Raw genomic sequence first — 21,620 nt, 5'->3', positions numbered from 1 at the left:
CATTGCCATGAGCGAGAGTTTCATGACTGGCTTCTCGAGTTCGAAAGTGAAACGCATGACATCTGGAAATCATCGACCGGAATCGCAGATCCGGAGTTCAAACGAGTGGCAACCGGCCGATCGTGTCGAGGATCTGGCATGCAGGCTTGTGCGCATTCCTAGTGAAACCGGCACCGCTGACGAGGAAAACTTTGCGCAAGGTCTGGTCGATATCCTGATGGAAATTCCATATTTCAGGGAAAATCCCACAGATATCCGGGTTGCTGATGGCCTTGGCAGTTCGAAGGCTCAGAATGTGGTAGCCGTCGTCCGGGGGGCGGGGCGCAATTCTCTGTTGCTGGCAGGCCACTACGATACAGTTTCAATCGAAAACTATCACGATCTCAAAGATCTTTCCCGCGAGCCTTACACGCTCAACGAGGCACTGATTTCCGACCTTTCTTCGCGTGCACTGAGTGATCAGGAAGACAAGGCTCTGCGCGATCTGAAAAGTGGAGACTTTCTGCCCGGACGCGGAATGCTCGATATGAAGAGCGGTCTTGCCGCCGGGATTGCGGTGCTGGAGCGGTTTGCAAACCAGGAGGACCGGCAAGGCAATCTTGTTTTGTGCTGCAGTCCTGATGAGGAAAGAGATAGCCGGGGCATGCGGGCGCTGCGTGACTGGATGCCGCAATTGATGGATGAGTTGCAGCTGGATCCTGTCGGCGCGATCAACATGGACGTGACGTCCGATCAGGGCGACGGCAGCGAAGGGCGCGCGGCTTACGCCGGAACAATCGGCAAGCTAATGCCGTTTGCACTTGTCATCGGCCAGAGTTCGCATGCCAGCTACCCGTATGAAGGCGTCAGTGCGCAGCTTATTGCGGCTGAAGTCATCAGGCGTGTCGAGGCAAACGCGGAATTATCGGACCACACGCCCGAAGCGATTTCGCCGCCGCCCATTTGTCTCGAGGCGCGGGACTTGCGTGACGTCTATGAAGTCACGACACCGGAACGGACCTGGCTTGCCTTCAACTGGCTTTATCACTCCTGGTCCCCTGAGGAGTTGTTCAAGCGGTTCCAGGCGGAAGTTGGTTCTGCGGTTCAATCTGCCGTCGCACGGATTGCGGACAACGCCAGAAGCTACGTGAAAAGGTCGGGTGGGACGGATTGGCCTGATACAGCGGAAGCTCGCATTATGACCTATGCGGAGCTGAAACGGGAAGCTTCCCGGCGGTTGGGAGACCGATTTCAGGGTGCGCTGGAGGCCAAACAGCACGAATTGCAGGCCATCGACAATCCGCTTTCCGTCAGCCGCGAACTGACAAACTGGCTCGTTGCCCAAGCGCATGTGTCAGGGCCTGTTGTGATCGTGGGATTTGCAAGCCTTCATTATCCGGCAACACGTCTGGATCTTGAACACGCCGATGATGCGGCGCTTCACAACGCGATATCCGAGACACTTTCAGGTTATGAGGCCGAGCGTTCCCGCCGGGTGAAATGGCGGCCTTATTTCGAAGGGATCTCCGACATGAGCTTCTTCGGGCAACCGGGCAAGGCCACTTCCAGCGTCGTGGCGGACAACACACCTCCGGCATGGCTGATCGACCGTCCCAATGAGACCGCAATGCGTTGTCCAATGGTGAATATCGGACCGTGGGGACGAGAATTTCACCAGCGGCTGGAACGTGTTTACAAACCTTATGCCTTCGATGAACTGCCCCGAATTCTTGCTGAAATCGGTGACAGACTGTTGGGGAATCGGGAATAAGGCTGCAAACCTGAATATGTGCGGCCTATCAAAGGCCGCGCGTAGTCCGGCTGATTGCATATTTGAGGTGGAAATCCGGCCTGATCTACGTATGATGCAGACCGTGGCCGCGTGTCACCTCAAGTTGTTCTTCGTTCGATCAGGAGTGCCCCACCAGTGAACAAATAAGCTCTTGGACCAGATTAAATCACCAAGATCCTTGTTTTTTGCTGGAGGTTCCATGCAACCGATCGTTTATGATGTCGCCGTGTCGCTAGACGGATTTATTTGCGGCAACGATGAAGACGTAAGCCGTTTCCCTCACGAAGGTCCAATTGTTGACGCTTATCGAAAGCGCCTTGAAAGCTATGCCGTTTGCCTGATGGGGCGCCGGACTTATGAATTCGGTTATCGCTTTGGCTTACCTGCCGGAGCAAATCCGTATCCGGGAATGCTGTCCTATGTGCTCTCATCGAGCCTCGAGTTGCCGGACGATGCTGACGTTCAACTGGTTCGAAGTGATACGGAAGCTTTATTGCGCAGATTGAAAGGGCAAGCCGACGGGCCGATTTACTTGTGCGGCGGTGGTACGCTGGCGGCGTCTTTGCTGGAGCTGAAGCTGATCGACAGATTACGGCTCAAAAGGGCGCCGATAGTGCTTGGCCAGGGTGTCAGGTTGTTTGGTGCAAATAACCGTGCAATCGACTTGAGGCAACTTGATATGGTCGCCTATCCGGACGGAACGGTTTTTCATGAGTTCGAAATTCTGATCGGATAATCGCCAGAGGCAGGAACTGGGTCAGTAGACCCAGTTCTCCGCATTGGTCAGCAGAAATTCCCGGAAAGCCTTGATCCGAGCGGTATTCTTCAATTCGGAAGGGTACACGAAATAGGTATCAAACGAGGGAACCTTGTCCTCGTACTCGGTCAGCACCGGCACGAGATTGGTCGCCTTGTCGATGATGTAGTCCGGCAACATTGCGATGCCGACACCGGACTGAACGGCTCTCTTGATCGCGACCAGATTGTTGGCTTTCAATACCGATCTGCGAGGAGAGGTCGGTGGCCGGCCAATCGTTTCCAGCCAGTTCATTGACCGCAAATAGGCGGGCGCCTGTTCACCGAATGCGACGATGCGGTGATCGTCGATATCTTCAATGGAATTGGGTGCGCCGAACCGCTGGATGTATTCCGGCGCCGCATATACGTGGAAATGCACGGTAAACAGCTTGCGCTGAATGAGGTCCGGCTGTGTCGGCTGCCGCAGGCGGATGGCGACATCGGCTTCACGCATGCCCAGATCAAGTTCGTCGTCGTCGAATATCAGGTGCAGATCAACATCCGGATACAGATCGATGAAATTCTTGATGCGCGAGGTCAGCCAGGTGGACCCGAGGCCGACGGTTGTGGTGACCCGAAGGATACCCGACGGTTTGTCCTTGCTGTCGGTGAGGCTGGACTGAACCGCTTCAAGCTTCATCAGAACGTCGCTTGCCGTCCGGTACAGCAACTCACCTTGCTCGGTCAGGAGCAGGCCGCGCGCATGGCGGTGGAACAATGGCACACCCAGATCATGTTCCAGTGCGCTGACTTGCCGGCTGACCGCCGACTGGCTCATATGCAGCGTGTCACCGGCATGGGTGAAACTGCCCGCCTGGGCAGCTGCATGAAAGATGCGTAGTTTGTCCCAATCCATGCGTGCCCCCTCCGCAGGACGTTCAAGCGGCCTTATTCGGCCGCTTGTTGAGTGGATTCTACTTCATGTTCAGCCAGAAACTTCTCAGCTTCAAGGGCTGCCATGCAGCCCATTCCGGCTGCGGTCACGGCCTGACGGTAGATGTCGTCCGTTACATCACCGGCAGCGAACACGCCCGGGATCGACGTTTTGGTCGAATCCGGCGCGGTCTCCAGGTAGCCATTTGATTTCAGAGTGAGCTGGTCCTTGAACAGCTCCACCGAAGGCGCATGGCCAATGGCAATGAAGACGCCGTCGGTGGAAATCTCCTGAAGCTCTCCAGTACTGGTGTTCTTCAAGCGTACGCCTGTGACCGCTTTTGGATTACCGCCGCCCAGAATTTCGTCAACCTGATGGTCCCAGATCACTTCGATTTTCGGGTTCTGGAACAAACGGTCTTGCAGGATCTTTTCCGCACGCAGGCTGTCACGGCGGTGAACAAGTGTCACCTTGGAAGCCAGGTTTGCCAGGTACAGCGCTTCTTCGACAGCCGTATTGCCACCACCGACAACAACCACTTCCTTGTTGCGGTAGAAGAAGCCGTCGCATGTCGCGCATGCGGAAACGCCCGCACCCATATAGTCCTGTTCGGAGGGCAGGCCGAGCCAGCGGGCCTGGGCTCCCGTTGCAATCACCAAAGTGTCTGCGGTGAAGGTCGTGCCGCTATCTGCTTCCAGGCGGAACGGGCGCTGGGACAGATCAGCTTTGACGATCGTGTCATAGACCAACTTGGTGCCGACATTCTCAGCTTGCTTCTGCATCTGTTCCATCAGCCACGGACCCATGACCGGATCGGCAAAACCCGGATAGTTTTCAACGTCGGTGGTGATGGTCAGCTGACCGCCCGGTTGAATACCGGCAACCAGCGTAGGTTCGATCATGGCACGCGCCGCATAAATGGCTGCAGTGTACCCGGCAGGGCCGGAGCCGATGATCAAAAGCTTGCTGTGTTCCGTGCTCATGAAGCGCACCTTTTTCCTGTCTGACTGTGCCAGCCGCATTCGGAATGCGTTTAGCTGGTCGAGGACCCTGTATCTTGTTGCCGAGACGCCGAATAATCGGTCAAAATCCGTTCTGCGATTAGCGGCGTCGCGTCTATCGGCTCGTAGGTAGTGGTTTTCAACGGACCTGGAAAGGGGTGAATAACACCCAAGTGCCGCAAAGTCCCCAAAAAGCGAGTGATCTTGTCGTGACCACCGCTTGGATGGAAAACATGCACAGGTTTTCCAGTGACCGCAGCTTCACCGATCATGTTGGTGGAATCGGCCGTCGCCACAATGGCGTCTGCCTTGGCCAGATAGTGACCGAGGGGATTGTTGCCCTTGCCCGTCCAATAGACATGCGATCCGGACTTCGCAAGGCCCGCAAGACCGTAAGCCAATCCGGGTGGTGTCCGGCGGGAGGCGGTTATCATGAAATGGGCGTCGTGCTCCTGCGCCAACTGTCTCAGACCATTCAGAAGCTTGTGCTGATCGTCTTCGGTGAAAGTATGATGCCGGCTGTCCCCTCCGATCAGGACCGCGATGCGTGGATGTCCCAATTTGTCGATTTCCGTGACCTTGTCCGTTCGCAATTCCTCCAGGCGACCTGCTGAAAACCGATGGGGAGACGTCGGCGTCACGAGGACATTGCGTCCTCGCAGCTTGTCGTGTTCCGGAACCCAGATCAGATCTGCTGCTCCGGGGCCGGTCTTCGGGTCTTTCAGGAAGACGGTGAAGGTTTTGCCCCTTGAGAGCCTTTTGATCCGTTTCAGGTAGGCGGCAGCTCGCCTGCCGGAGGCGACAACCAGATCGGGGTAGGGCGCGGAAATCGGGCTGCCGTCCTTTGTTTCCCGCTCCCTGGGGTCGGTCGGTCCAAATGGCAACCACCAGGAAAACGGAGGACGGGGCGCAATTCGACGTGTCTCGTAAGGACACCCGAGCGCTTCAACGACACCAATGCACTGCGCAAGATCGCCAGCCTTGCCATCCGTCAGAACCCAGGCTGATGACGGAGAATTCTCCGGCTGTCTCTGCATGTCAGGAGAATTTCCCCTATCGTAATCTTTCGAAATCGTGCGCAAATTTGTTATAGTCTTGCACAAATGCGCAAAAAATCATAACTGGGCACCCGAATTCAGGTTATCGTGGGATTCTCATCCCCTGCAAGGTGCCGTCACGGGTTCTGTGGCAGCTACCCACAAGTGAACCATCTGGAAAGCTCGAAGGAGACAGGTTTGAAAGCGCGGCTAGATGCCATTGACTGGCAGATTCTGAAGGAACTGCAGGACGACGGCCGGATGACCAATGTCGAGTTGGCGCGACGGGTCGGCATTTCAGCTCCACCGTGCCTGCGCCGCGTACGGGCTCTTGAAGAAGCGGGGCTCATTCAGGGCTATCGCACGCTTCTGGATGAAAAGCAGCTTGGCTATGACGTGACCGCCTTTGCCATGGTAGGACTTCACAGTCAGACCGAGGCCGATCTGATCGCGTTCGAGCAGACTGTCGAGAAGTGGCCGCTGGTGCGCGAGAGCTACATGCTTTCCGGTGAAGTTGATTTTCTTCTGAAGTGCGTTTCGCCTGACCTGCAGACATTCCAGAACTTTGTCATCCGGGAACTCACCGCCGCGCCCAATGTGGACAGCGTACGTACCGCGCTGACTATCCGCAGGACGAAGGACGAGCCGGTCGTTCCGATCGACGGCTAGTCCGACGAGAGGTTTGCCCGCGCCGTGCGCCGGTTGAACAGTGCCGGGTTGAGGGTAATGACTGCGACGCCCAGCAGGACGACAAGACCGCCCGTCAACTTGGCAAGGGTTGGCTGCTCTCCCAGAAACAGCACACCGCCGAGGACCGAAAAGAACGGCAACAGCAGCAGAAACGGTGCGACTTTGCCGACGTCATGGCGCCTGATCAGCGTGTTCCAGAGGAAATAGCCCAGGGCGGTCATGACAAGGCCGAGATAAAGCACAGCTCCCCAGACAATCATGTCTGCATTTCTGATTGCCTCGGCCTGTCCCTCTTCGAAGATTGCCGACATTACATAGAGTTGAGGGGCAGCAAACACTGCCATCCATGCCGTTACCTGCATCCCCTCGATGTTCTTAAGACTGCGGACCATGACCTGGCCGAGCGCCCAGGAAAAAGCGCCACCAATCACCAGGAACACAGATGTCAGGCTGCCGCCCATCTCACTGTGCTGGGTCATCAGCGCAACGCCACAGAACGAAACGGCAATGCCGATCCATTTGCGCGCACCTGGTTTCTCGCCCAGAAGAATTGCGCCGAGAAGCACGAGGAAAGGCACTTCGAGCTGCACAATCAGGGCAGCCATTCCAGCTTCCAGTCCAATCAGACCGGTAAATGTGAGGCTGTACTGGATGGCGGCTGCAACGATGGCAATGAAGAACAGATAGACAAGGTTGCCTTTGGGAATGCGCGTGAACCAGACCAGCACAAAGGCGGTGAGCGTGAAGCGAAGCGCCATCAACAGAATCGGCGGGAAAAACGCGATCGCGCCTTTTGCAAAAACGATGCCCATGCCCCACACCAGCGCGACCATGACTGCCATCAGGATTTCAAGCGGGGTCATCTTACCCATGTGGCGGCATCCTCATCTTCCCGCATACGGAGCAGACGTGACGGTGACCTGAAATGGTTCCGCTGCAAAGGCAAAATTGCACTCATTGGGTGACAGGTGCCTTGAAATGCCTGGTATCCCATGCCCAGGGAGCTCGAATTGTTCTCCTGATCCGGTTGAACAGGCGCTTCGGGCAGGAGGCAACCTTGAAGTCACGCTGCTTGAATTCAGAACAATACCCTTGGAAATGCTTTGAATGAGGCAGACCGATGGAGGCGCAGTTCATGCCCGGTCAGAAGAAACATTGCCGGCGGAAACCGGACTCACTTTTCTGCCGACTGGCGCTCCTTCATGCCCTCAACCTTCCTGCTCAACCTTCTGACCGTCGAGATGTCCCTGAGCGCTGTCGCAACCAGTGTGAATGCGACGCTAAGCAAGGCACAAGTTGTAAGGATGGCGATCGGAAGCAGCTGATCATAGTGGAAGGTATCGAGCATCTGGTCGACGGGCTCGTAGCCGGAATAGAGGCGTCCGCGTATGGTCTCGCGGTAAGCGCCGATCTGCGCGGTACCGTGTTTGAAGTAGCGCAGGCCCATCACGAGAACGATCACGGCGGCAGCCAGCGCCACCAGGTAGCCGAACATGCGAAGGGCAAAGGCAAACGCGTTTTCGTGGCGTTGCTTGATGATGCGACTGAAGATCAGACGCTCGCGCTCATCCAGTTTGGAATAGACGATCCAACGATAGATCCAAAGCGGGATCGACGCCGCCAGCAGCCACATTCCAATTGCATGAAAGACCATCGCTTGCCCTCCGACACTTGCCGGTTGCTACCTTAACGTTAGACCGGCAGGCGTCAAAGGAAAAAGCGTGTCTTTAGAGCGGTTTGGAGGCTTGGGAGGTCAGACGAACTGAACTTCGACGATCTCGTAGGACCGTGCGCCGCCCGGCGCAGTCACTTCCACACTGTCGCCGACGGACTTGCCGATGAGCGCCCGTGCGATCGGTGACGAGATCGAAACCTTGTTCTGCTTCACGTCGGACTCGACATCGCCGACGATCATGTATTGCTTTTCCTCTTCCGTGTCCTCATCGATAAGGGACACGGTTGCACCGAACTTGACAATTTCACCGGACAATTTGGTGACGTCGATCACTTCGGCGCGCGAAAGCTTGTCTTCCAGTTCCGAGATGCGGCCTTCGTTCAGGCTCTGGGCCTCTTTGGCAGCGTGGTATTCGGCGTTCTCCGACAAATCGCCATGCGCGCGTGCTTCAGCAATGGCATCAACGATGCGCGGACGCTCAACCGTGGTACGTTCCTTCAGTTCGACCTGAAGCATTTTGTAACCGGCAGAGGTCATCGGAACTTTTTCCATGGGTCTCAGACCTTCAGCTTATTGGGTCCCCCTTCTTGAGGACCGCGCTTTTACAAAAACAAACCAAGCCGGGAAAGGCTCTCTTTCCCGGCCGGTCGACGTGTATAATAGCCTCAGCCGAAGTAGGATTGTAAAGGTCTTACTTCAAGGCTCCCCGCTTTATGGGCGGCGATACCTTTTGCGGCTGCAACGGAACCGGCGAGGGTGGTGTAATATGGCACCTTGTTCAGAAGCGCTGCCCGGCGCATGGACCGGCTGTCGGCGATGGCCTGCGCACCCTCGGTTGTGTTGAAGACGAGCTGAACTTCACCGTTCTTCACAGCATCAACGATATGCGGGCGGCCTTCAAGCACCTTGTTCACTTTCTTGGCGGCGATGCCGTTTTCTTCAAGGAACTTCTGGGTACCGGCCGTTGCGATGACCTTGAAGCCTGCTTCCTCCAGTTTGCGAACGGCGTCAATCACGCCTTCCTTGTCCTGGTCGCGCATGGAGACAAACACCGTTCCACTTTCTGGAACACCGGTGCCGCAGCCGATCTGGGACTTGGCGAAAGCGGTACCAAATCTCGTGTCGAGACCCATAACCTCACCCGTGGAACGCATTTCCGGACCAAGGATGGTGTCGACGCCCGGGAAACGTGCAAACGGGAACACAGCTTCCTTGACCGCGATATGGTCGAATTTTTTCTCGGTCAGGCCGAAAGAGGCAAGGCTTTCTCCGGCCATGACCCGGCTGGCGATCTTGGCGACCGGAGCGCCGATTGTCTTGGCCACGAACGGCACTGTCCGCGATGCGCGCGGGTTCACTTCAAGAACGTAGATTTCGCCGTCCTTGATTGCGTATTGGACGTTCATCAGACCGCCGACTTCCAGAGCAAGCGCAAGAGCGGTCGTCTGGCGTTTCAACTCCTCCAGCAGATCTTCCTGCAGCGAGAATGGCGGCAATGAGCAGGCGCTGTCGCCGGAGTGAATGCCGGCTTCCTCGATGTGCTCCATGATGCCGCAGACAAAGACATCCTTGCCATCACAAAGTGCGTCGACATCCACCTCGATCGCCCCTTCGAGGTAACGGTCGAAGAGCAGGGGATTGGTGCCGAGAACCGTGTTGATCTGACCGGTCTTGTCGTTCGGATATTTGGCCCGGACTTCAGCAGGAACCAATTCCGGCAGGGTTCCAAGAAGATAGGAGTTCAGGGCTTCTTCATCACGGATGATCTGCATCGCACGGCCACCCAGAACGTAGGATGGGCGAACCACCAGTGGCAGGCCGAGCTGGCCGGCAATCAGACGCCCCTGCTCAACGGAGTAGGCAATGCCGTTTTCCGGCTGCTTCAGACCCAGTTTGATCAGCAGTTTCTGGAAGCGGTCGCGATCTTCAGCAAGGTCGATCATGTCCGGGGCCGTGCCGAGGATCGGAACATCGGCTTTTACCAGCGACTGAGCAAGCTTCAGCGGTGTTTGACCACCGAACTGAACGATAACGCCGTGCAGCGTGCCGTTCTCCCTTTCCTTGCGGATGATCTCCAGCACGTCTTCGGCAGTCAACGGTTCGAAGTAAAGCCTGTCTGAGGTGTCGTAGTCCGTCGAAACCGTTTCAGGGTTACAGTTGACCATGATGGTCTCGTAGCCTGCGTCATCCAACGCGAAAGCTGCGTGGCAGCAGCAATAGTCAAACTCGATACCCTGACCGATCCTGTTCGGACCGCCACCAAGGATGATGACTTTTTTCTTGTCGGATGGATCGGCTTCACAGGCCGGAGCACCCATGAACGGCGCCTCGTAGGTCGAGTACATGTAAGCGGTCGGCGATGCGAATTCGGCAGCGCAAGTGTCGATGCGCTTGTAAACCGGATGGACGTCCAGGTCGTTGCGCAGCTTGACGACGTCATCGGCTTCAACGCCGGCAAGGCTTGCGAGGCGTGCGTCGGAAAAGCCCATGGACTTCAGTTTGCGCAGGTTGGCTGCGTCTGTCGGCAGGCCGATGTTGCGGACCTTTGCCTCCATCGCCAGGATGTCGGCGATCTGTTCCAGGAACCAGGTGTTGATACCGCTGGCATTGTAGATTTCATCGATTGTCATGCCGAGGCGCATTGCCTGGGCAACGTTGAGCAGGCGGCTCGGCGTTGCTGTCGACACGGCCGCCCGCAAGGCGTTCTTGTCGTCACCCTGATTCAGGCCTGGAATGTCGGTTTCATCAAGGCCGTTCAACCCGGTTTCCAGGCCACGCAGCGCTTTTTGCAGGCTTTCATTGAAGGTCCGGCCAATGGCCATCACTTCACCGACCGACTTCATCGCGGTGGTCAGATTTGATTCCGAACCCGGGAATTTCTCAAAGGCAAAACGCGGGATCTTGGTGACCACGTAATCGATTGTCGGCTCGAAGGAAGCGGGTGTCGCGCCACCGGTAATGTCGTTTTCAAGCTCATCAAGCGTGTAGCCAACCGCCAGCTTTGCCGCGATCTTGGCGATCGGGAAGCCAGTCGCTTTTGAAGCAAGGGCGGAAGAGCGTGATACGCGTGGGTTCATCTCGATGACGACCAGGCGTCCATTGTCCGGATTGACTGCGAACTGAACGTTGGACCCACCTGTTTCGACACCGATTTCCCGCAGGACTGCAATCGAGGCGTCACGCATGATCTGATATTCTTTGTCAGTCAGCGTGAGAGCCGGGGCAACAGTGATGGAATCGCCTGTATGGACGCCCATCGGATCAACGTTCTCGATGGAGCAGATGATGATGCAGTTGTCCGCCTTGTCGCGAACGACTTCCATCTCATATTCCTTCCAGCCGAGCAGGCTTTCGTCGATCAGGACCTGACCGACAGGAGATGCGTCGATGCCGGAGCGGACGATCGTCTCGAACTCTTCGCGGTTATAGGCAACACCGCCGCCTGTTCCGCCAAGCGTAAAGGCCGGACGGATGATTGCCGGCAGTCCGATTTCGTCGAGTGCGCGCATTGCTTCCAGAAAACCGGCATTTCGGTCATATCCGGTGATCTTGCCGTCTTCGTCGCGTATGGCGGGCGAGGAGGCAATGGCAGCGCGTGGATTTTCAAGACCGATCGCGTCCATGGCAGCGCGGAATTTTTCGCGGTCTTCGGCCTTTTCGATGACATCGCCGCGCGCACCGATCATTTCAACGCCGTATTTTTCAAGGACGCCCATCTGTTCCAGATCCAGAGCACAGTTCAGCGCCGTCTGGCCGCCCATCGTCGGGAGCAATGCGTCCGGACGTTCTTTTTCGATGATTTTGGCAACGAGCTCAGGCGTTATCGGCTCGATATAGGTGGCGTCCGCGAGATCCGGGTCGGTCATGATCGTCGCCGGGTTCGAGTTCACCAGGATGATGCGGTATCCCTCTTCGCGCAGCGCCTTGCAGGCCTGAGTGCCTGAATAGTCGAACTCGCAGGCCTGACCGATAACGATCGGGCCGGCACCAATGATCAGGATGGAAGAGATATCTGTGCGTTTGGGCATCTCGGTTCGCAGCTCGCAGCGGCCAATCCGTATTAGCGGCGTTCGCTATTCGGTCCGGCTCGATCTAAGTGTGAATGACAATGTTGGCTGAGCGCGTCTTATAGGGAAAAGCGCAGCGCTAGGAAACCCCGGGAGAGCGACAAGACGACGTTTTCCGACCCGGAATGATGAGTTTATTCGGAGTCTGCGGCTTCGGCAGGCAATGGTGTCGTGGTTTGACCGTCAAAATCACCAATCCCTTCGGACAGTGCATAACAGGCCAAACGAATGGATTTGGGTATTTCAACCGGCCGTCCGTCGCGATTGCCTTTTTCGTAATACTGGATCATGCGTTTCTTCAGACCCAGCCGCTCAGCCGCATCCTTTTGCTTCAATCCAAGCGTTCGCCGCCAAACACGGAACTGTTGCGGTGTCATGCCGGGACCAGGGATTTTTGATTTTGATTCGGCCATATTTCTTTTATTCCGGAGTACCTTGGTTCGGTTCTGCCACGGTTGGCCGTGCACGTGCCAACTTCCTGACAGAAATAACCTCAATGGTAACTTGTCAATCAGGAAGTGCACAATGTGCTACTTTTTGTGCCGGAAGCCGAGCTGCAAGGACGTAATACTTCGCTTTGAATCGATTCTCATTGTTCGTAAGTTGTTCGAAGACCGCATTTCCGATGTGAAAGGTCTGAAAAATTTCAGACTTCCAAGATGCTCGCTAAAGGTGTATGTGGGCCGAGTGAGGCACCGTCAGGGGGTTCCCTTTGGTGATGTTCGGAACCGGGCCTCGCTTAGGTGCTATCTAGACATTTCTGAGACCCTGTAATAAATGTCAGGGTTAAGTTTTGGAAATTTAAGCGTTTTCCGAAATGTGCCTGCCGCAAGGTCAGTGAAAATCATTGGGGATATCCTGAGGCTGGGAAAGAATATTTATTAGGTTCTTATTATCGATAATTAATATTTATACCCACTTTGGAACGCGACAATCTGTCTTATTATTCCTAGTTGTGTACTCAACCTGCCAAAAAATTAGTTTTAGTTTTCCGTGGACTGATGCTTCTGCGGAAAATAGGCAATAAATCCAATTTTATCGTAGATTTTAACTGTCGATCCAGTGTAATAGTCTACCCGCTTAGTCTCAATTAAGTTTGGCGTTGGGGGCTTCCAAGGCTATGAGCGAATGGCTTTGCGCCAAATGGAGGTGCAATTGCGATGCTAGTGGGACCTGAGGACCTGTAGTGGGGCAGGAAATCAGGAGCGTTGCGTTGCCTGGCTGGACTCGGAACAAAAAGACAAGATCGGGCTTTAAACTATGAACAACGTAGCTACCAACATGGTTGTGATTCCGGACATTGCAGGTCCGGGACAGGAAGTGGTGCTGGACGACCGCGCATTGCCAATTTCGGAAATGTCCGAGCAATTCGATGTCACCCTGCGGACACTGCGGTTTTACGAAGAAAAAGGTCTTCTAAATCCCGTTCGCAAGGGCGCGCGTCGCTTTTACGGTGCCCGGGACATTTCCCGGATGCGTGTCATTCTGCAGGCAAAGAAAATCGGTCTGACCCTGGCGGAGATCCGCCGCGTCATCAAACTGGTGGAAAGCAACACCAACCGGACTGATCAGTTCAAGGAGCTCCAGGAGATCTGCAAAGGTCAGCAGGAAATTCTTGTAGAACAGAAACAGATGCTTGATGAACAGATTGCGGAAGTTGATCTGATCCTCAGCAGCTTTGACGAACTGCTTGCTTAATCAGCTTTCGGTTCTGAAAAAACCCCCGGTGCAATTGCACCGGGGTTTTTTGTTTTCACCTGTGCTGATTTGAAAGTTGTCGCGGCTCGGGCAACCGATCTGCCATCAGGGGCGCAGCACGATCTTGAAGGGTGTGCCGCCTTCTTTTCCGGTCAATTGAACAAAGTGGGGTAGGCCGCTGCCGACAATGCGCAGCCAGACATCCACGGGTTGACCACCTTGTGCTTCAAGAGTGTAACGGTGCGCTGAAACCTTCTCTTTGCCGAGTGTCACTGTGTCCACGCCTTTGAAGCTCACTTTTCCTCCAAACACAGCCATCTCCTGGATGTCGAACACCCGAAGAGTGGCTGGCAGGCGAAATTCGTTCCTTTGCCACATCAGGGGGAGGCCCATGAGGCTGGTATCAAAACTGTCCTTGGTGAAGCGATCGTTGCGGGGGGCGTTCTTGTCGTCTGCCAGGATGACACTGCCTACGGCCATGACATCTCCGGCCCCCGGAACGAGGTAGGAGACAACGCCTTTGGCAAGAGCGAAGACGTCATCCATGTCCTTTTCGTCCTCGTTTTTCATCTGCGCCCGAAAGGCCAGATACTCGCCTCCGGAAAGAGAGATTTTGCTCCAGTACACCTTGCTGTTCTCACGGGTCTTGCTGCTCGCTTTTTCCAGTAGTCCCGATTTCGCGTGGGTCTCTTCCGTCAGGCTTTCAACCTTGATGTTTCCCCAGAAACCCTCAGTGTCGATGAGCAGCTCCTGAGCGATTTTGTAGCCTCCGTCGGATAGGGGCTGCGTGGTCAGAACGATCTCTCCAATTTTCTTGTTCGAAACAAGAAGGTCATAAGCACGAGAGTTCTGCGCCTTTGAGGAAACAGTCGCAATTACAATGATGATCCAAGCGAGTGCGTTTGTGGCGAAGGCATTTTTTGAAAAAGTCATGTGACGTCCCGGGCATTTGAAAAAGCCAAATAGGATTGCTCAAGCTCTCCGTATTCAATTGAAAATCCTGCAGTTTGACCGCCCAAAAACGGGCGCGTCGGAAGGGCGCAATCCAAGGTTTGAACTGGAAATATAAGTTGAACGAACGAACGTTCAATATGATGCAAGTGTTTTTTGGAATTCGAACGGCAGAGTGCCGGCAGATGCAGGTCAGCGTTCTTGGAAAATAGCCAGGTTCGATCAGAGTTTCTGGCGTCTGATCTTTCCGCGGCCGAAAATGAAGCGCCTGGGAAAAAATGCCCGGCGGTGCTTTTGAGGAGCTGCCGGTAATGCTCATCTGTCGGAATGAAGGAAAGCGCGAGGGAATGGCTTCTCGTGGGGACTGGAATATTCAGGGTTTTTAGGATGCGCACATGAAAAAACCGCCTGGCAGCCCTTACGCCAGACGGTTTGTATCATTTTCATCGAAAACATCTGGACCGGAAACAGAGCTCACAAGGGTGTTGCAGCTTCCGGCAAGGTGGTTCGGTTAGCCGGCAGCTTCCATCAGATCCGTGAACCGCTTGAACAGGTAGTTGCTGTCACGCGGACCAGGGGACGCTTCCGGGTGGTATTGAACGGAAAAGACAGGTTTGTCCTTCATCGCCAGGCCGCAGTTGGAACCGTCGAAGAGAGACACATGGGTCTGCTCGACATTTTCCGGCAGGCTGTCGGCGTCTACGGCGAACCCGTGGTTCATAGAGGTGATTTCGACCTTTCCGGTTGTGTGATCGAAAACCGGGTGATTGGCACCGTGGTGACCCTGGTGCATCTTCACGGTCTTTCCGCCAAGTGCCAATGCCAGCATCTGGTGACCCAGGCAGATGCCAAAGGTCGGGACGCCATTGTCGACGACTTTCTGGATCATCTCGACGGAATAGGTGCCGGTTGCCGCCGGATCGCCGGGACCGTTGGAGAGGAAGACACCGTCCGGCTTGTGGGCGAGGACCTCTTCGGAAGTTGCCGTGGCCGGCAGAACGGTCACATCGCAGCCAGCGTCGGCAAGCAGGCGCAGGATGTTACGCTTGATGCCGAAGTCGATGGCAATGACCTTGTATTTGCTGTCGTTTGCTTCGCCGAAGCCCTCGTCCCATTTCCACGTGGTCTGGGACCAGGGATGGGATTGCGTGGTCGAGGCGTCTTTGGCAAGGTCCATTCCAACCAGTCCCGGCCAGTTGGCTGCAGCAGTTTTCAGGGCATCCAGATCGAAGTTTCCGTCCAGAGCATGCGCGATCACGCCATTGGGCACACCTTTTTCGCGGATCAGGGCTGTCAGGGCGCGCGTATCCACGCCGCTGATGCCGATCAGATTGCGGCTCTTCAGCCACGCGTCAAGGTGCTTTGCGGCCCGGTAGTTGGAAGGGTCGGTGATTTCCGCTGCCAGAACCACGCCACGAATTCCGCTTTCGGCGGCCATGTTGACGGTCTCAATGTCCTCGTCATTGGTGCCGACATTGCCAATATGTGGAAATGTGAATGTGATGATCTGACCTGAATAGGATGGGTCCGTCAGGATTTCCTGATACCCGGTCATTGCCGTGTTAAAGCAAATTTCACCAACGGCTTGTCCCGTGGCGCCAAGGCCGTATCCCTCGATAACACTGCCGTCGGAGAGCACAAGAAGGGCGGTCGCCGGGGTCTCAGACCATGCGTCTGCAGTCGTCATGTCTTGTTTCCAGAGTTTGTTGGTGACATCATGCGCTGCAGGAAAGGCGTCCGAGGCAGGCAGAAACGCCTGCAGTTGGCCGTCTGCATTAAGCGCGGGACTCTATGGGAAGCGGCTAGGATCGTCAACATTGATCCTTTTGAAAAAAGATCTATAAATTTCAATAGCTTGACTGAGCAAGGTGGAAAGGGCGCCAACGCGTCGCGGGCTCAGCACGGCAGGGGTGGGGTAAACCATGCGCGATGACATGCGCGAAAGAATCAACACTGCATTGAAATTGGCGCAGGATGCGGGCGACAAACGCAGATGCGCAACGCTGCGCCTGGTCCAAACCGCGGTGAAGGATCGCGAGACCGCTGCCCGTGAACACGGCAAAGATGGCGTAGATGAGAATGAAGTCATTGATATACTTCAAAAAATGATCCGTCAGCGCGAGACATCCGCTGAAGAATTTGAAACCGGCGGCCAGTTGGATCTGGCGGAGCAGGAGCGCGCTGAACAGGAAATCATTCGCGAGTTCCTGCCGGTTCAGCTCAGCGATGAAGAAACCCGCGCGCTTTGCGAAGCAACCGTGAAGGACATCGATGCGCAAGGATTGCGGGACATTGGCCGGTGTATGAGCGAGCTCAAAAGCAGATATTCCGGGCAAATGGACTTTGTTCAGGCATCGTGTTTCGTCAAGGACATGTTGCGTACCGATGGCAACGGCCAATCGAAGAACGGAGCCGAAGACGCTCCGCAAAGCTGACGGTTTTCTTCTCTGCGTCCAAAAACGAGCAGATCAGCCAAAATTTGCTGAAACTATCAACAGGTCTTCCACGTGGCATTCGGAACCGGACTAGGTACTGGCGCGCCGTGCGCAGACCTTCTATTTTGTCAGTTCTTCCTGATCGGGCTGACCCGTGTCCGTCAGGCTTTACTCGCTCTCACAATGGGACAGTCCGTACTCAATGCGTTTTGAACCGCGCCTTCTCGATGAAATTCGTGCCAGGCTGACACTATCGGAAGTCGTAGGACGCCGTGTCACCTGGGACAGGCGCAAAACGCAACCGGGCAAGGGTGACTACTGGGCTTGCTGCCCGTTTCACCAGGAAAAGAGCCCGAGTTTTCACGTCGATGACCGGCGCAACCGTTACAAGTGTTTCGGCTGCGGCGCCTCTGGAGACCACTTTACCTTCCTGTGCGAAACGGAAGGACTGAGTTTTCCGGAATCCGTGGAACGGTTGGCTGAGCAGGCGGGCGTTGCGCTGCCTGCGCCTGACCCTCAGGCTGCACGACGGGAGAAAAAACGCGCGGGTCTTGCAGATATCTGCGAGATGGCAGCACAGTTCTTTCAATCCGAATTTGCCGGTCCGCGAGGAGAGGGGGCACGCACGTATGCTTTGAAACGCGGCCTTTCTCCTGAAACACTCTCCGAATTCCGTTTCGGATTTGCGCCGGATAGCCGGGATGCACTGAAGAATTTCCTGGCCGCAAGGGATATCCCCGAGCCTGCGATGGTCGAAGCCGGTCTCGTTATCCGGCCTGATGACGGCCGTCCGGGCTATGACAGGTTTCGCGGCCGGCTGATGATCCCGATCCAGGACGACCGGGGCCGGGTGGTTGCTTTCGGTGGGAGAACGCTGCTGCCGGACGGTCAGCCGAAATATCTCAATTCGCCGGAAACCCCGCTGTTTCACAAGGGTGTCATGCTCTTTAACGCCCATCGGGCGCGCGAACCGGCTTTCAAGAGCGGCGAGGCTGTCGTTGTTGAAGGCTATCTGGATGCGATTGCGCTCTGGCAGGCCGGTATTCACCATGTGGTCGCCTCTCTCGGAACGGCTTTTACCGAGGACCAGGTGGTTCGTCTCTGGAAGTTCGCGCCGGAGCCGGTGATCTGTTTCGATGGCGACGCGGCTGGTGTGTCCGCAGCTCACCGGGCGATCGACAGGATCTTTCCGGTACTGAAAAGCGGTTATTCCTTCCAGTTTTGCTTTCTTCCCGACGGGATGGACCCGGATGATCTGGTCAAGCAGCGTGGACTGGAAGGATTTCATGGTGAAGTCGCCAGGGCGCAGGCACTGTTCGATGCGGTGTGGGAACGGGAAATTTCCGTTTCCCGCCTCGATACGCCGGAACGCAAGGCGGCGCTTGAAAAACGCTTTGACGATCTGATCGGCACGATACGGGACGAACGTGTCCGTCGGCGCTATCAGCTCGACCTGAAATTCAAACTTTCCAACCTGTTCTTCGAGCAGGCGCGGCAGGGCAGGCGGGACGGCAAGAAAGGCGCTCCAAGTTCTGATGGGCTCGGCAAGGCGCGCGAACGAGTGGCGGCAAGCGATGACTTCGGCACGGAACGTCTGGTTCTCGGTCTGTGCATGCGATACCCGCATCTGCTCGACCGGAATTTTGAACGGTTTTCCGGACTGCCTTTCGTCAACCAGCTGCATCTGCAATTGAGGGATATCCTGTGCCGGATCGTGGATGATCTGGAGGCGACGCCGATTGCTGATCTGACCGGTGCTTTCGATGAACCGCTGCGTGACATCATGTATGAAATGATGTTGGAAACAATTGGCATGCAGGAGCAGAAGAAAGCGGAATTTTCAGCGCTGAACCATCGCTTCCCGCTTCTGAAATCCAATCCGCCGGAAGACTTTATCGAGGCCGCGTATCTGCATTTCCTGGATGTCCTGGAACTGAATGCGCTTGAAGATGAACTCAATTCTGAACTTGCCAGTGCGGATGAGCAGCTTGATGAAAATTCCTGGATACGAATTCAGGCGCTTTCGCAGGACCTGAACAGGCGCCGCGAGGAATGCGCGCGCGACGAATCCGATCTGGCGGAGCGAGCCAAGAAAATCAGGACGGCACCTCCGGCGGCCGCTGCAGCGCAGTAGCAGCGGAAGGCTATCGCAAGGCAAGGGCGCATCCAAAGACCTGACATGTCAGTTGCTGACGGAGGAAGGTGCCGAATTTTCAGCACTTAGCCCGGATTTTCAGGTCCGGAACATTAAAAAGTGCATTTTCCAATTGACCGATGACGAATCACACTTGCGAATCGCGCTGACCGAGCTAAATAGAAGTTTTGCAGCCCTCAAGAGTCGCAGCTTAAAAGCCTGCTCGCGGCAAATAGTCTGATAAACGCTGCAACCCGTTAGAATACCTCTCCGGCATTCGTCACGTTGAATGCCAATAATAAAGGCCGTGTGCTGCGTCGATGCTGAATATTGTCACTGTCGATAAGTGTACGGTTAATTGGGACTTAAGGGACACGGCTTACAAACCTATCCACAGTGATTCTTTCAGACGCCGCCGCATCTCATGCTGGCGCGCTGAGGGCGAATTGGGTTGAAGCTAAACAAAGGGCGCGGCGTGGCTGGACCGGCCACGAACTGGAGCACGATATGGTAGCCAAAGCGACACAAGCAGACGACACACAGGAAGCAAGCGCGGACGGTCCGGATGGTCCGCTGCTGGACCTGTCGGATGCCGCTGTCAAAAAGATGATCAAGGCCGCGAAGAAACGCGGCTATGTCACCTATGACGAACTGAACGAAGTTCTGCCCTCCGAGCAGGTTTCTTCCGAAAAAATTGAAGACACCATGTCGATGCTTTCTGACATGGGTATCAACGTCATCGATTCCGATGAGGCCGACGACGGTCCGGATGAAGTTGATGGCGGTGAGCTGGTTGCGGCCACGACAACAGCGGTTGCCAAAACTGGTACCACCAAGGAGCCGGCAGATCGCACGGATGACCCTGTGCGCATGTACCTGCGTGAAATGGGGTCGGTTGAGCTTCTTTCCCGTGAGGGCGAGATTGCGATCGCCAAGCGTATCGAGGCTGGCCGGGAAGCAATGATTGCCGGTCTTTGCGAGAGCCCGCTGACCTTCCAGGCCATCATCATCTGGCGTGACGAACTCAATGAAGCTCAGGTCCTGCTGCGCGACATCATCGATCTGGAAGCGACCTATGCCGGACCGGATGCCAAGGCCGGACCAGCAGTTGCCAATGACGATGTGGCTCCAGGTGAGGAAGAAGAGGAAGAAGCTTCCGACGAGAATTCAGAAGACGGTGAGAACGGCGACAGCGACGATGATGACGAGTTCGAAGCAAACGTCTCGCTTTCTGCCATGGAAGCAGAGCTGAAGCCGGGCGTTCTGGAAACTTTCGACAACATTGCCGACAACTACAAGAAGCTGCGCCGTCTGCAAGACCAGCTGGTGGAAAACAAGCTGGCCAACAAGACCCTGTCTCCGAGCCAGGAGCGCCGCTACAAGAAGCTGAAGGAAGACATTGTCGTTGACGTGAAGAGCCTGTCGCTCAACCAGAACCGTATCGACGCCCTGGTTGCTCAGCTCTATGACATCAACAAGCGTCTGATGGGCTATGAAGGCCGCCTTCTGCGTCTTGCCGACAGCTACAATGTCGACCGTTCCGACTTCCTGAAGCAGTACCAGGGCGCTGAACTCGACCCGAACTGGCTGCGCAAGGTAGCGAACCTTTCCACCCGCGGTTGGAAAAACTTCATCGCCAAGGAAAAAGAAACCGTTCGTGAGCTGCGTCAGGAAATCCAGACGCTGGCAACCGAGACCGGACTCGAAATCACCGAATTCCGCCGCATCGTGGCAATGGTTCAAAAAGGTGAGCGCGAAGCGCGCATCGCCAAGAAGGAAATGGTCGAGGCAAACCTCCGCCTCGTGATCTCCATTGCCAAGAAGTACACCAACCGCGGTCTGCAGTTCCTCGATCTCATCCAGGAGGGCAATATCGGCCTGATGAAGGCGGTGGACAAATTCGAATACCGGCGTGGCTACAAGTTCTCCACCTACGCGACATGGTGGATCCGGCAGGCGATCACACGGTCGATTGCCGACCAGGCACGCACGATCCGTATTCCGGTGCACATGATCGAGACGATCAACAAGATCGTTCGCACATCGCGGCAGATGCTGCATGAAATCGGCCGCGAGCCGACGCCGGAAGAACTGGCCGAAAAGCTGCAGATGCCGCTTGAGAAAGTCCGCAAGGTTCTCAAGATCGCCAAGGAGCCGATCTCCCTTGAAACGCCGATCGGCGATGAGGAAGATTCACATCTGGGCGACTTCATCGAAGACAAGAATGCCGTTCTGCCGATCGATGCGGCCATTCAGTCGAACCTGCGTGAAACTACCACGCGCGTTCTGGCGTCGCTTACGCCGCGTGAAGAGCGTGTCCTCAGAATGCGTTTCGGCATCGGCATGAACACCGACCACACGCTGGAAGAGGTCGGTCAGCAGTTCTCGGTGACCCGCGAGCGTATCCGTCAGATCGAGGCAAAGGCGCTCAGAAAGTTGAAGCACCCGAGCCGCTCACGCAAGTTGCGGTCCTTCCTGGACAGCTGATT

At 55.7% G+C, this 21,620-nt stretch carries 18 protein-coding genes; 7 read left to right on the top strand and 11 right to left on the bottom strand.

Annotation, left to right across the window (positions count from 1 at the left end; genetic code table 11):
- Positions 1 to 55 precede the first annotated feature (55 nt).
- Both ABLO27_RS18450 and ABLO27_RS18445 read left to right on the top strand, forming a co-directional pair.
- Entirely contained in the window at positions 56 to 1,750 is a 1,695-nt protein-coding gene (locus tag ABLO27_RS18450) for a M20/M25/M40 family metallo-hydrolase (RefSeq protein ID WP_353035067.1), read from the top strand.
- 220 nt (positions 1,751 to 1,970) lie between these two features.
- The gene (locus ABLO27_RS18445; RefSeq protein WP_353034559.1) at positions 1,971 to 2,507 is read left to right on the top strand and encodes a dihydrofolate reductase family protein; all 537 of its coding nucleotides are present in this window, start codon (positions 1,971 to 1,973) and stop codon (positions 2,505 to 2,507) included.
- A gap of 21 nt (positions 2,508 to 2,528) precedes the next feature.
- Here ABLO27_RS18445 and ABLO27_RS18440 read toward each other — a convergent pair whose 3' ends face one another.
- The 3 genes from ABLO27_RS18440 to ABLO27_RS18430 are packed head-to-tail and all read right to left on the bottom strand — an operon-like array spanning position 2,529 to position 5,481.
- The gene (locus tag ABLO27_RS18440; protein ID WP_353034558.1) at positions 2,529 to 3,425 is read right to left on the bottom strand and encodes a LysR family transcriptional regulator; all 897 of its coding nucleotides are present in this window, start codon (positions 3,423 to 3,425) and stop codon (positions 2,529 to 2,531) included.
- A gap of 32 nt (positions 3,426 to 3,457) precedes the next feature.
- Positions 3,458 to 4,426, bottom strand: coding sequence for a thioredoxin-disulfide reductase (gene trxB, locus ABLO27_RS18435; RefSeq protein ID WP_353034557.1), 969 nt, complete (start codon positions 4,424 to 4,426; stop codon positions 3,458 to 3,460).
- A gap of 50 nt (positions 4,427 to 4,476) precedes the next feature.
- Complete coding sequence (locus ABLO27_RS18430; protein WP_353034556.1) at positions 4,477 to 5,481, bottom strand: mitochondrial fission ELM1 family protein; 1,005 nt, start codon at positions 5,479 to 5,481, stop codon at positions 4,477 to 4,479.
- 198 nt (positions 5,482 to 5,679) lie between these two features.
- Between ABLO27_RS18430 and ABLO27_RS18425 the strand changes: the two genes are divergently transcribed.
- Positions 5,680 to 6,150, top strand: a complete 471-nt coding sequence (locus ABLO27_RS18425; protein ID WP_008190144.1) for an Lrp/AsnC family transcriptional regulator — start codon at positions 5,680 to 5,682, stop codon at positions 6,148 to 6,150.
- Here ABLO27_RS18425 and ABLO27_RS18420 read toward each other — a convergent pair.
- The 5 genes from ABLO27_RS18420 to ABLO27_RS18400 form a co-directional block, all read right to left on the bottom strand.
- Positions 6,147 to 7,043, bottom strand: a complete 897-nt coding sequence (locus ABLO27_RS18420; RefSeq protein ID WP_353034555.1) for a DMT family transporter — start codon at positions 7,041 to 7,043, stop codon at positions 6,147 to 6,149. The genes ABLO27_RS18425 and ABLO27_RS18420 overlap by 4 nt on opposite strands.
- Before the next feature lie 302 nt (positions 7,044 to 7,345).
- Positions 7,346 to 7,825: a hypothetical protein gene (locus ABLO27_RS18415; protein ID WP_353034554.1), complete on the bottom strand. Its 480-nt coding sequence runs from the start codon at positions 7,823 to 7,825 to the stop codon at positions 7,346 to 7,348.
- A gap of 99 nt (positions 7,826 to 7,924) precedes the next feature.
- A complete protein-coding gene (gene greA / locus ABLO27_RS18410; protein WP_353034553.1) occupies positions 7,925 to 8,398 on the bottom strand; it encodes a transcription elongation factor GreA in 474 nt (157 codons plus the stop codon).
- Positions 8,399 to 8,511: 113 nt separating this feature from the next.
- Positions 8,512 to 11,874, bottom strand: coding sequence for a carbamoyl-phosphate synthase large subunit (gene carB, locus ABLO27_RS18405; RefSeq protein WP_353034551.1), 3,363 nt, complete (start codon positions 11,872 to 11,874; stop codon positions 8,512 to 8,514).
- A gap of 173 nt (positions 11,875 to 12,047) precedes the next feature.
- Positions 12,048 to 12,326: a helix-turn-helix domain-containing protein gene (locus ABLO27_RS18400; RefSeq protein ID WP_353034549.1), complete on the bottom strand. Its 279-nt coding sequence runs from the start codon at positions 12,324 to 12,326 to the stop codon at positions 12,048 to 12,050.
- An 847-nt stretch (positions 12,327 to 13,173) separates the two neighbouring features.
- Between ABLO27_RS18400 and ABLO27_RS18395 the strand changes: the two genes are divergently transcribed.
- Positions 13,174 to 13,611: a MerR family transcriptional regulator gene (locus ABLO27_RS18395; RefSeq protein WP_353034547.1), complete on the top strand. Its 438-nt coding sequence runs from the start codon at positions 13,174 to 13,176 to the stop codon at positions 13,609 to 13,611.
- Between the two features lie 105 nt (positions 13,612 to 13,716).
- Here ABLO27_RS18395 and ABLO27_RS18390 read toward each other — a convergent pair whose 3' ends face one another.
- From ABLO27_RS18390 to carA, 3 genes are all read right to left on the bottom strand, one after another.
- On the bottom strand, positions 13,717 to 14,544 hold the full coding sequence (locus ABLO27_RS18390) for a hypothetical protein (RefSeq protein ID WP_353034545.1): 828 nt from the start codon (positions 14,542 to 14,544) through the stop codon (positions 13,717 to 13,719).
- The gene (locus ABLO27_RS18385; RefSeq protein ID WP_353034543.1) at positions 14,541 to 14,957 is read right to left on the bottom strand and encodes a hypothetical protein; all 417 of its coding nucleotides are present in this window, start codon (positions 14,955 to 14,957) and stop codon (positions 14,541 to 14,543) included. Before ABLO27_RS18385 ends, ABLO27_RS18390 begins: the two co-directional genes overlap by 4 nt.
- Positions 14,958 to 15,073: 116 nt before the next feature.
- Positions 15,074 to 16,249: a glutamine-hydrolyzing carbamoyl-phosphate synthase small subunit gene (gene carA, locus ABLO27_RS18380; protein WP_353034542.1), complete on the bottom strand. Its 1,176-nt coding sequence runs from the start codon at positions 16,247 to 16,249 to the stop codon at positions 15,074 to 15,076.
- 247 nt (positions 16,250 to 16,496) lie between these two features.
- Here carA and ABLO27_RS18375 point away from each other — a divergent pair, with 247 nt between their 5' ends.
- From ABLO27_RS18375 to rpoD, 3 genes are all read left to right on the top strand, one after another.
- Positions 16,497 to 16,997: a GatB/YqeY domain-containing protein gene (locus ABLO27_RS18375; RefSeq protein WP_353035066.1), complete on the top strand. Its 501-nt coding sequence runs from the start codon at positions 16,497 to 16,499 to the stop codon at positions 16,995 to 16,997.
- A 202-nt stretch (positions 16,998 to 17,199) separates the two neighbouring features.
- Complete coding sequence (gene dnaG / locus ABLO27_RS18370; RefSeq protein ID WP_353034540.1) at positions 17,200 to 19,131, top strand: DNA primase; 1,932 nt, start codon at positions 17,200 to 17,202, stop codon at positions 19,129 to 19,131.
- A gap of 507 nt (positions 19,132 to 19,638) precedes the next feature.
- Positions 19,639 to 21,618 (top strand): RNA polymerase sigma factor RpoD, encoded by a 1,980-nt coding sequence (rpoD, locus tag ABLO27_RS18365; RefSeq protein ID WP_353034538.1) that lies wholly within the window; start codon positions 19,639 to 19,641, stop codon positions 21,616 to 21,618.
- The last annotated feature ends 2 nt before the right edge of the window (positions 21,619 to 21,620 follow it).

The sequence above is a fragment of the Roseibium sp. SCP15 genome (assembly GCF_040329435.1).
Taxonomy (GTDB): Bacteria; Pseudomonadota; Alphaproteobacteria; order Rhizobiales; family Stappiaceae; genus Roseibium.
This window is presented reverse-complemented; position numbering and strand designations above follow the sequence as displayed.

Excerpts from the sequence above, each read along its gene's own strand:
- ABLO27_RS18390 (WP_353034545.1), bottom strand. The coding sequence starts at position 14,544 with ATGACTTTTTCAAAAAATGCCTTCGCCACAAACGCACTCGCTTGGATC.
- greA (WP_353034553.1), bottom strand. The coding sequence starts at position 8,398 with ATGGAAAAAGTTCCGATGACCTCTGCCGGTTACAAAATGCTTCAGGTC.
- rpoD (WP_353034538.1), top strand. The coding sequence starts at position 19,639 with ATGGTAGCCAAAGCGACACAAGCAGACGACACACAGGAAGCAAGCGCG.
- ABLO27_RS18445 (WP_353034559.1), top strand. The coding sequence starts at position 1,971 with ATGCAACCGATCGTTTATGATGTCGCCGTGTCGCTAGACGGATTTATT.
- carA (WP_353034542.1), bottom strand. The coding sequence starts at position 16,249 with ATGACGACTGCAGACGCATGGTCTGAGACCCCGGCGACCGCCCTTCTT.
- trxB (WP_353034557.1), bottom strand. The coding sequence starts at position 4,426 with ATGAGCACGGAACACAGCAAGCTTTTGATCATCGGCTCCGGCCCTGCC.
- ABLO27_RS18375 (WP_353035066.1), top strand. The coding sequence starts at position 16,497 with ATGCGCGAAAGAATCAACACTGCATTGAAATTGGCGCAGGATGCGGGC.
- dnaG (WP_353034540.1), top strand. The coding sequence starts at position 17,200 with ATGCGTTTTGAACCGCGCCTTCTCGATGAAATTCGTGCCAGGCTGACA.
- ABLO27_RS18430 (WP_353034556.1), bottom strand. The coding sequence starts at position 5,481 with ATGCAGAGACAGCCGGAGAATTCTCCGTCATCAGCCTGGGTTCTGACG.
- ABLO27_RS18395 (WP_353034547.1), top strand. The coding sequence starts at position 13,174 with ATGAACAACGTAGCTACCAACATGGTTGTGATTCCGGACATTGCAGGT.
- carB (WP_353034551.1), bottom strand. The coding sequence starts at position 11,874 with ATGCCCAAACGCACAGATATCTCTTCCATCCTGATCATTGGTGCCGGC.
- ABLO27_RS18450 (WP_353035067.1), top strand. The coding sequence starts at position 56 with ATGACATCTGGAAATCATCGACCGGAATCGCAGATCCGGAGTTCAAAC.
- ABLO27_RS18420 (WP_353034555.1), bottom strand. The coding sequence starts at position 7,043 with ATGGGTAAGATGACCCCGCTTGAAATCCTGATGGCAGTCATGGTCGCG.
- ABLO27_RS18440 (WP_353034558.1), bottom strand. The coding sequence starts at position 3,425 with ATGGATTGGGACAAACTACGCATCTTTCATGCAGCTGCCCAGGCGGGC.
- ABLO27_RS18400 (WP_353034549.1), bottom strand. The coding sequence starts at position 12,326 with ATGGCCGAATCAAAATCAAAAATCCCTGGTCCCGGCATGACACCGCAA.
- ABLO27_RS18415 (WP_353034554.1), bottom strand. The coding sequence starts at position 7,825 with ATGGTCTTTCATGCAATTGGAATGTGGCTGCTGGCGGCGTCGATCCCG.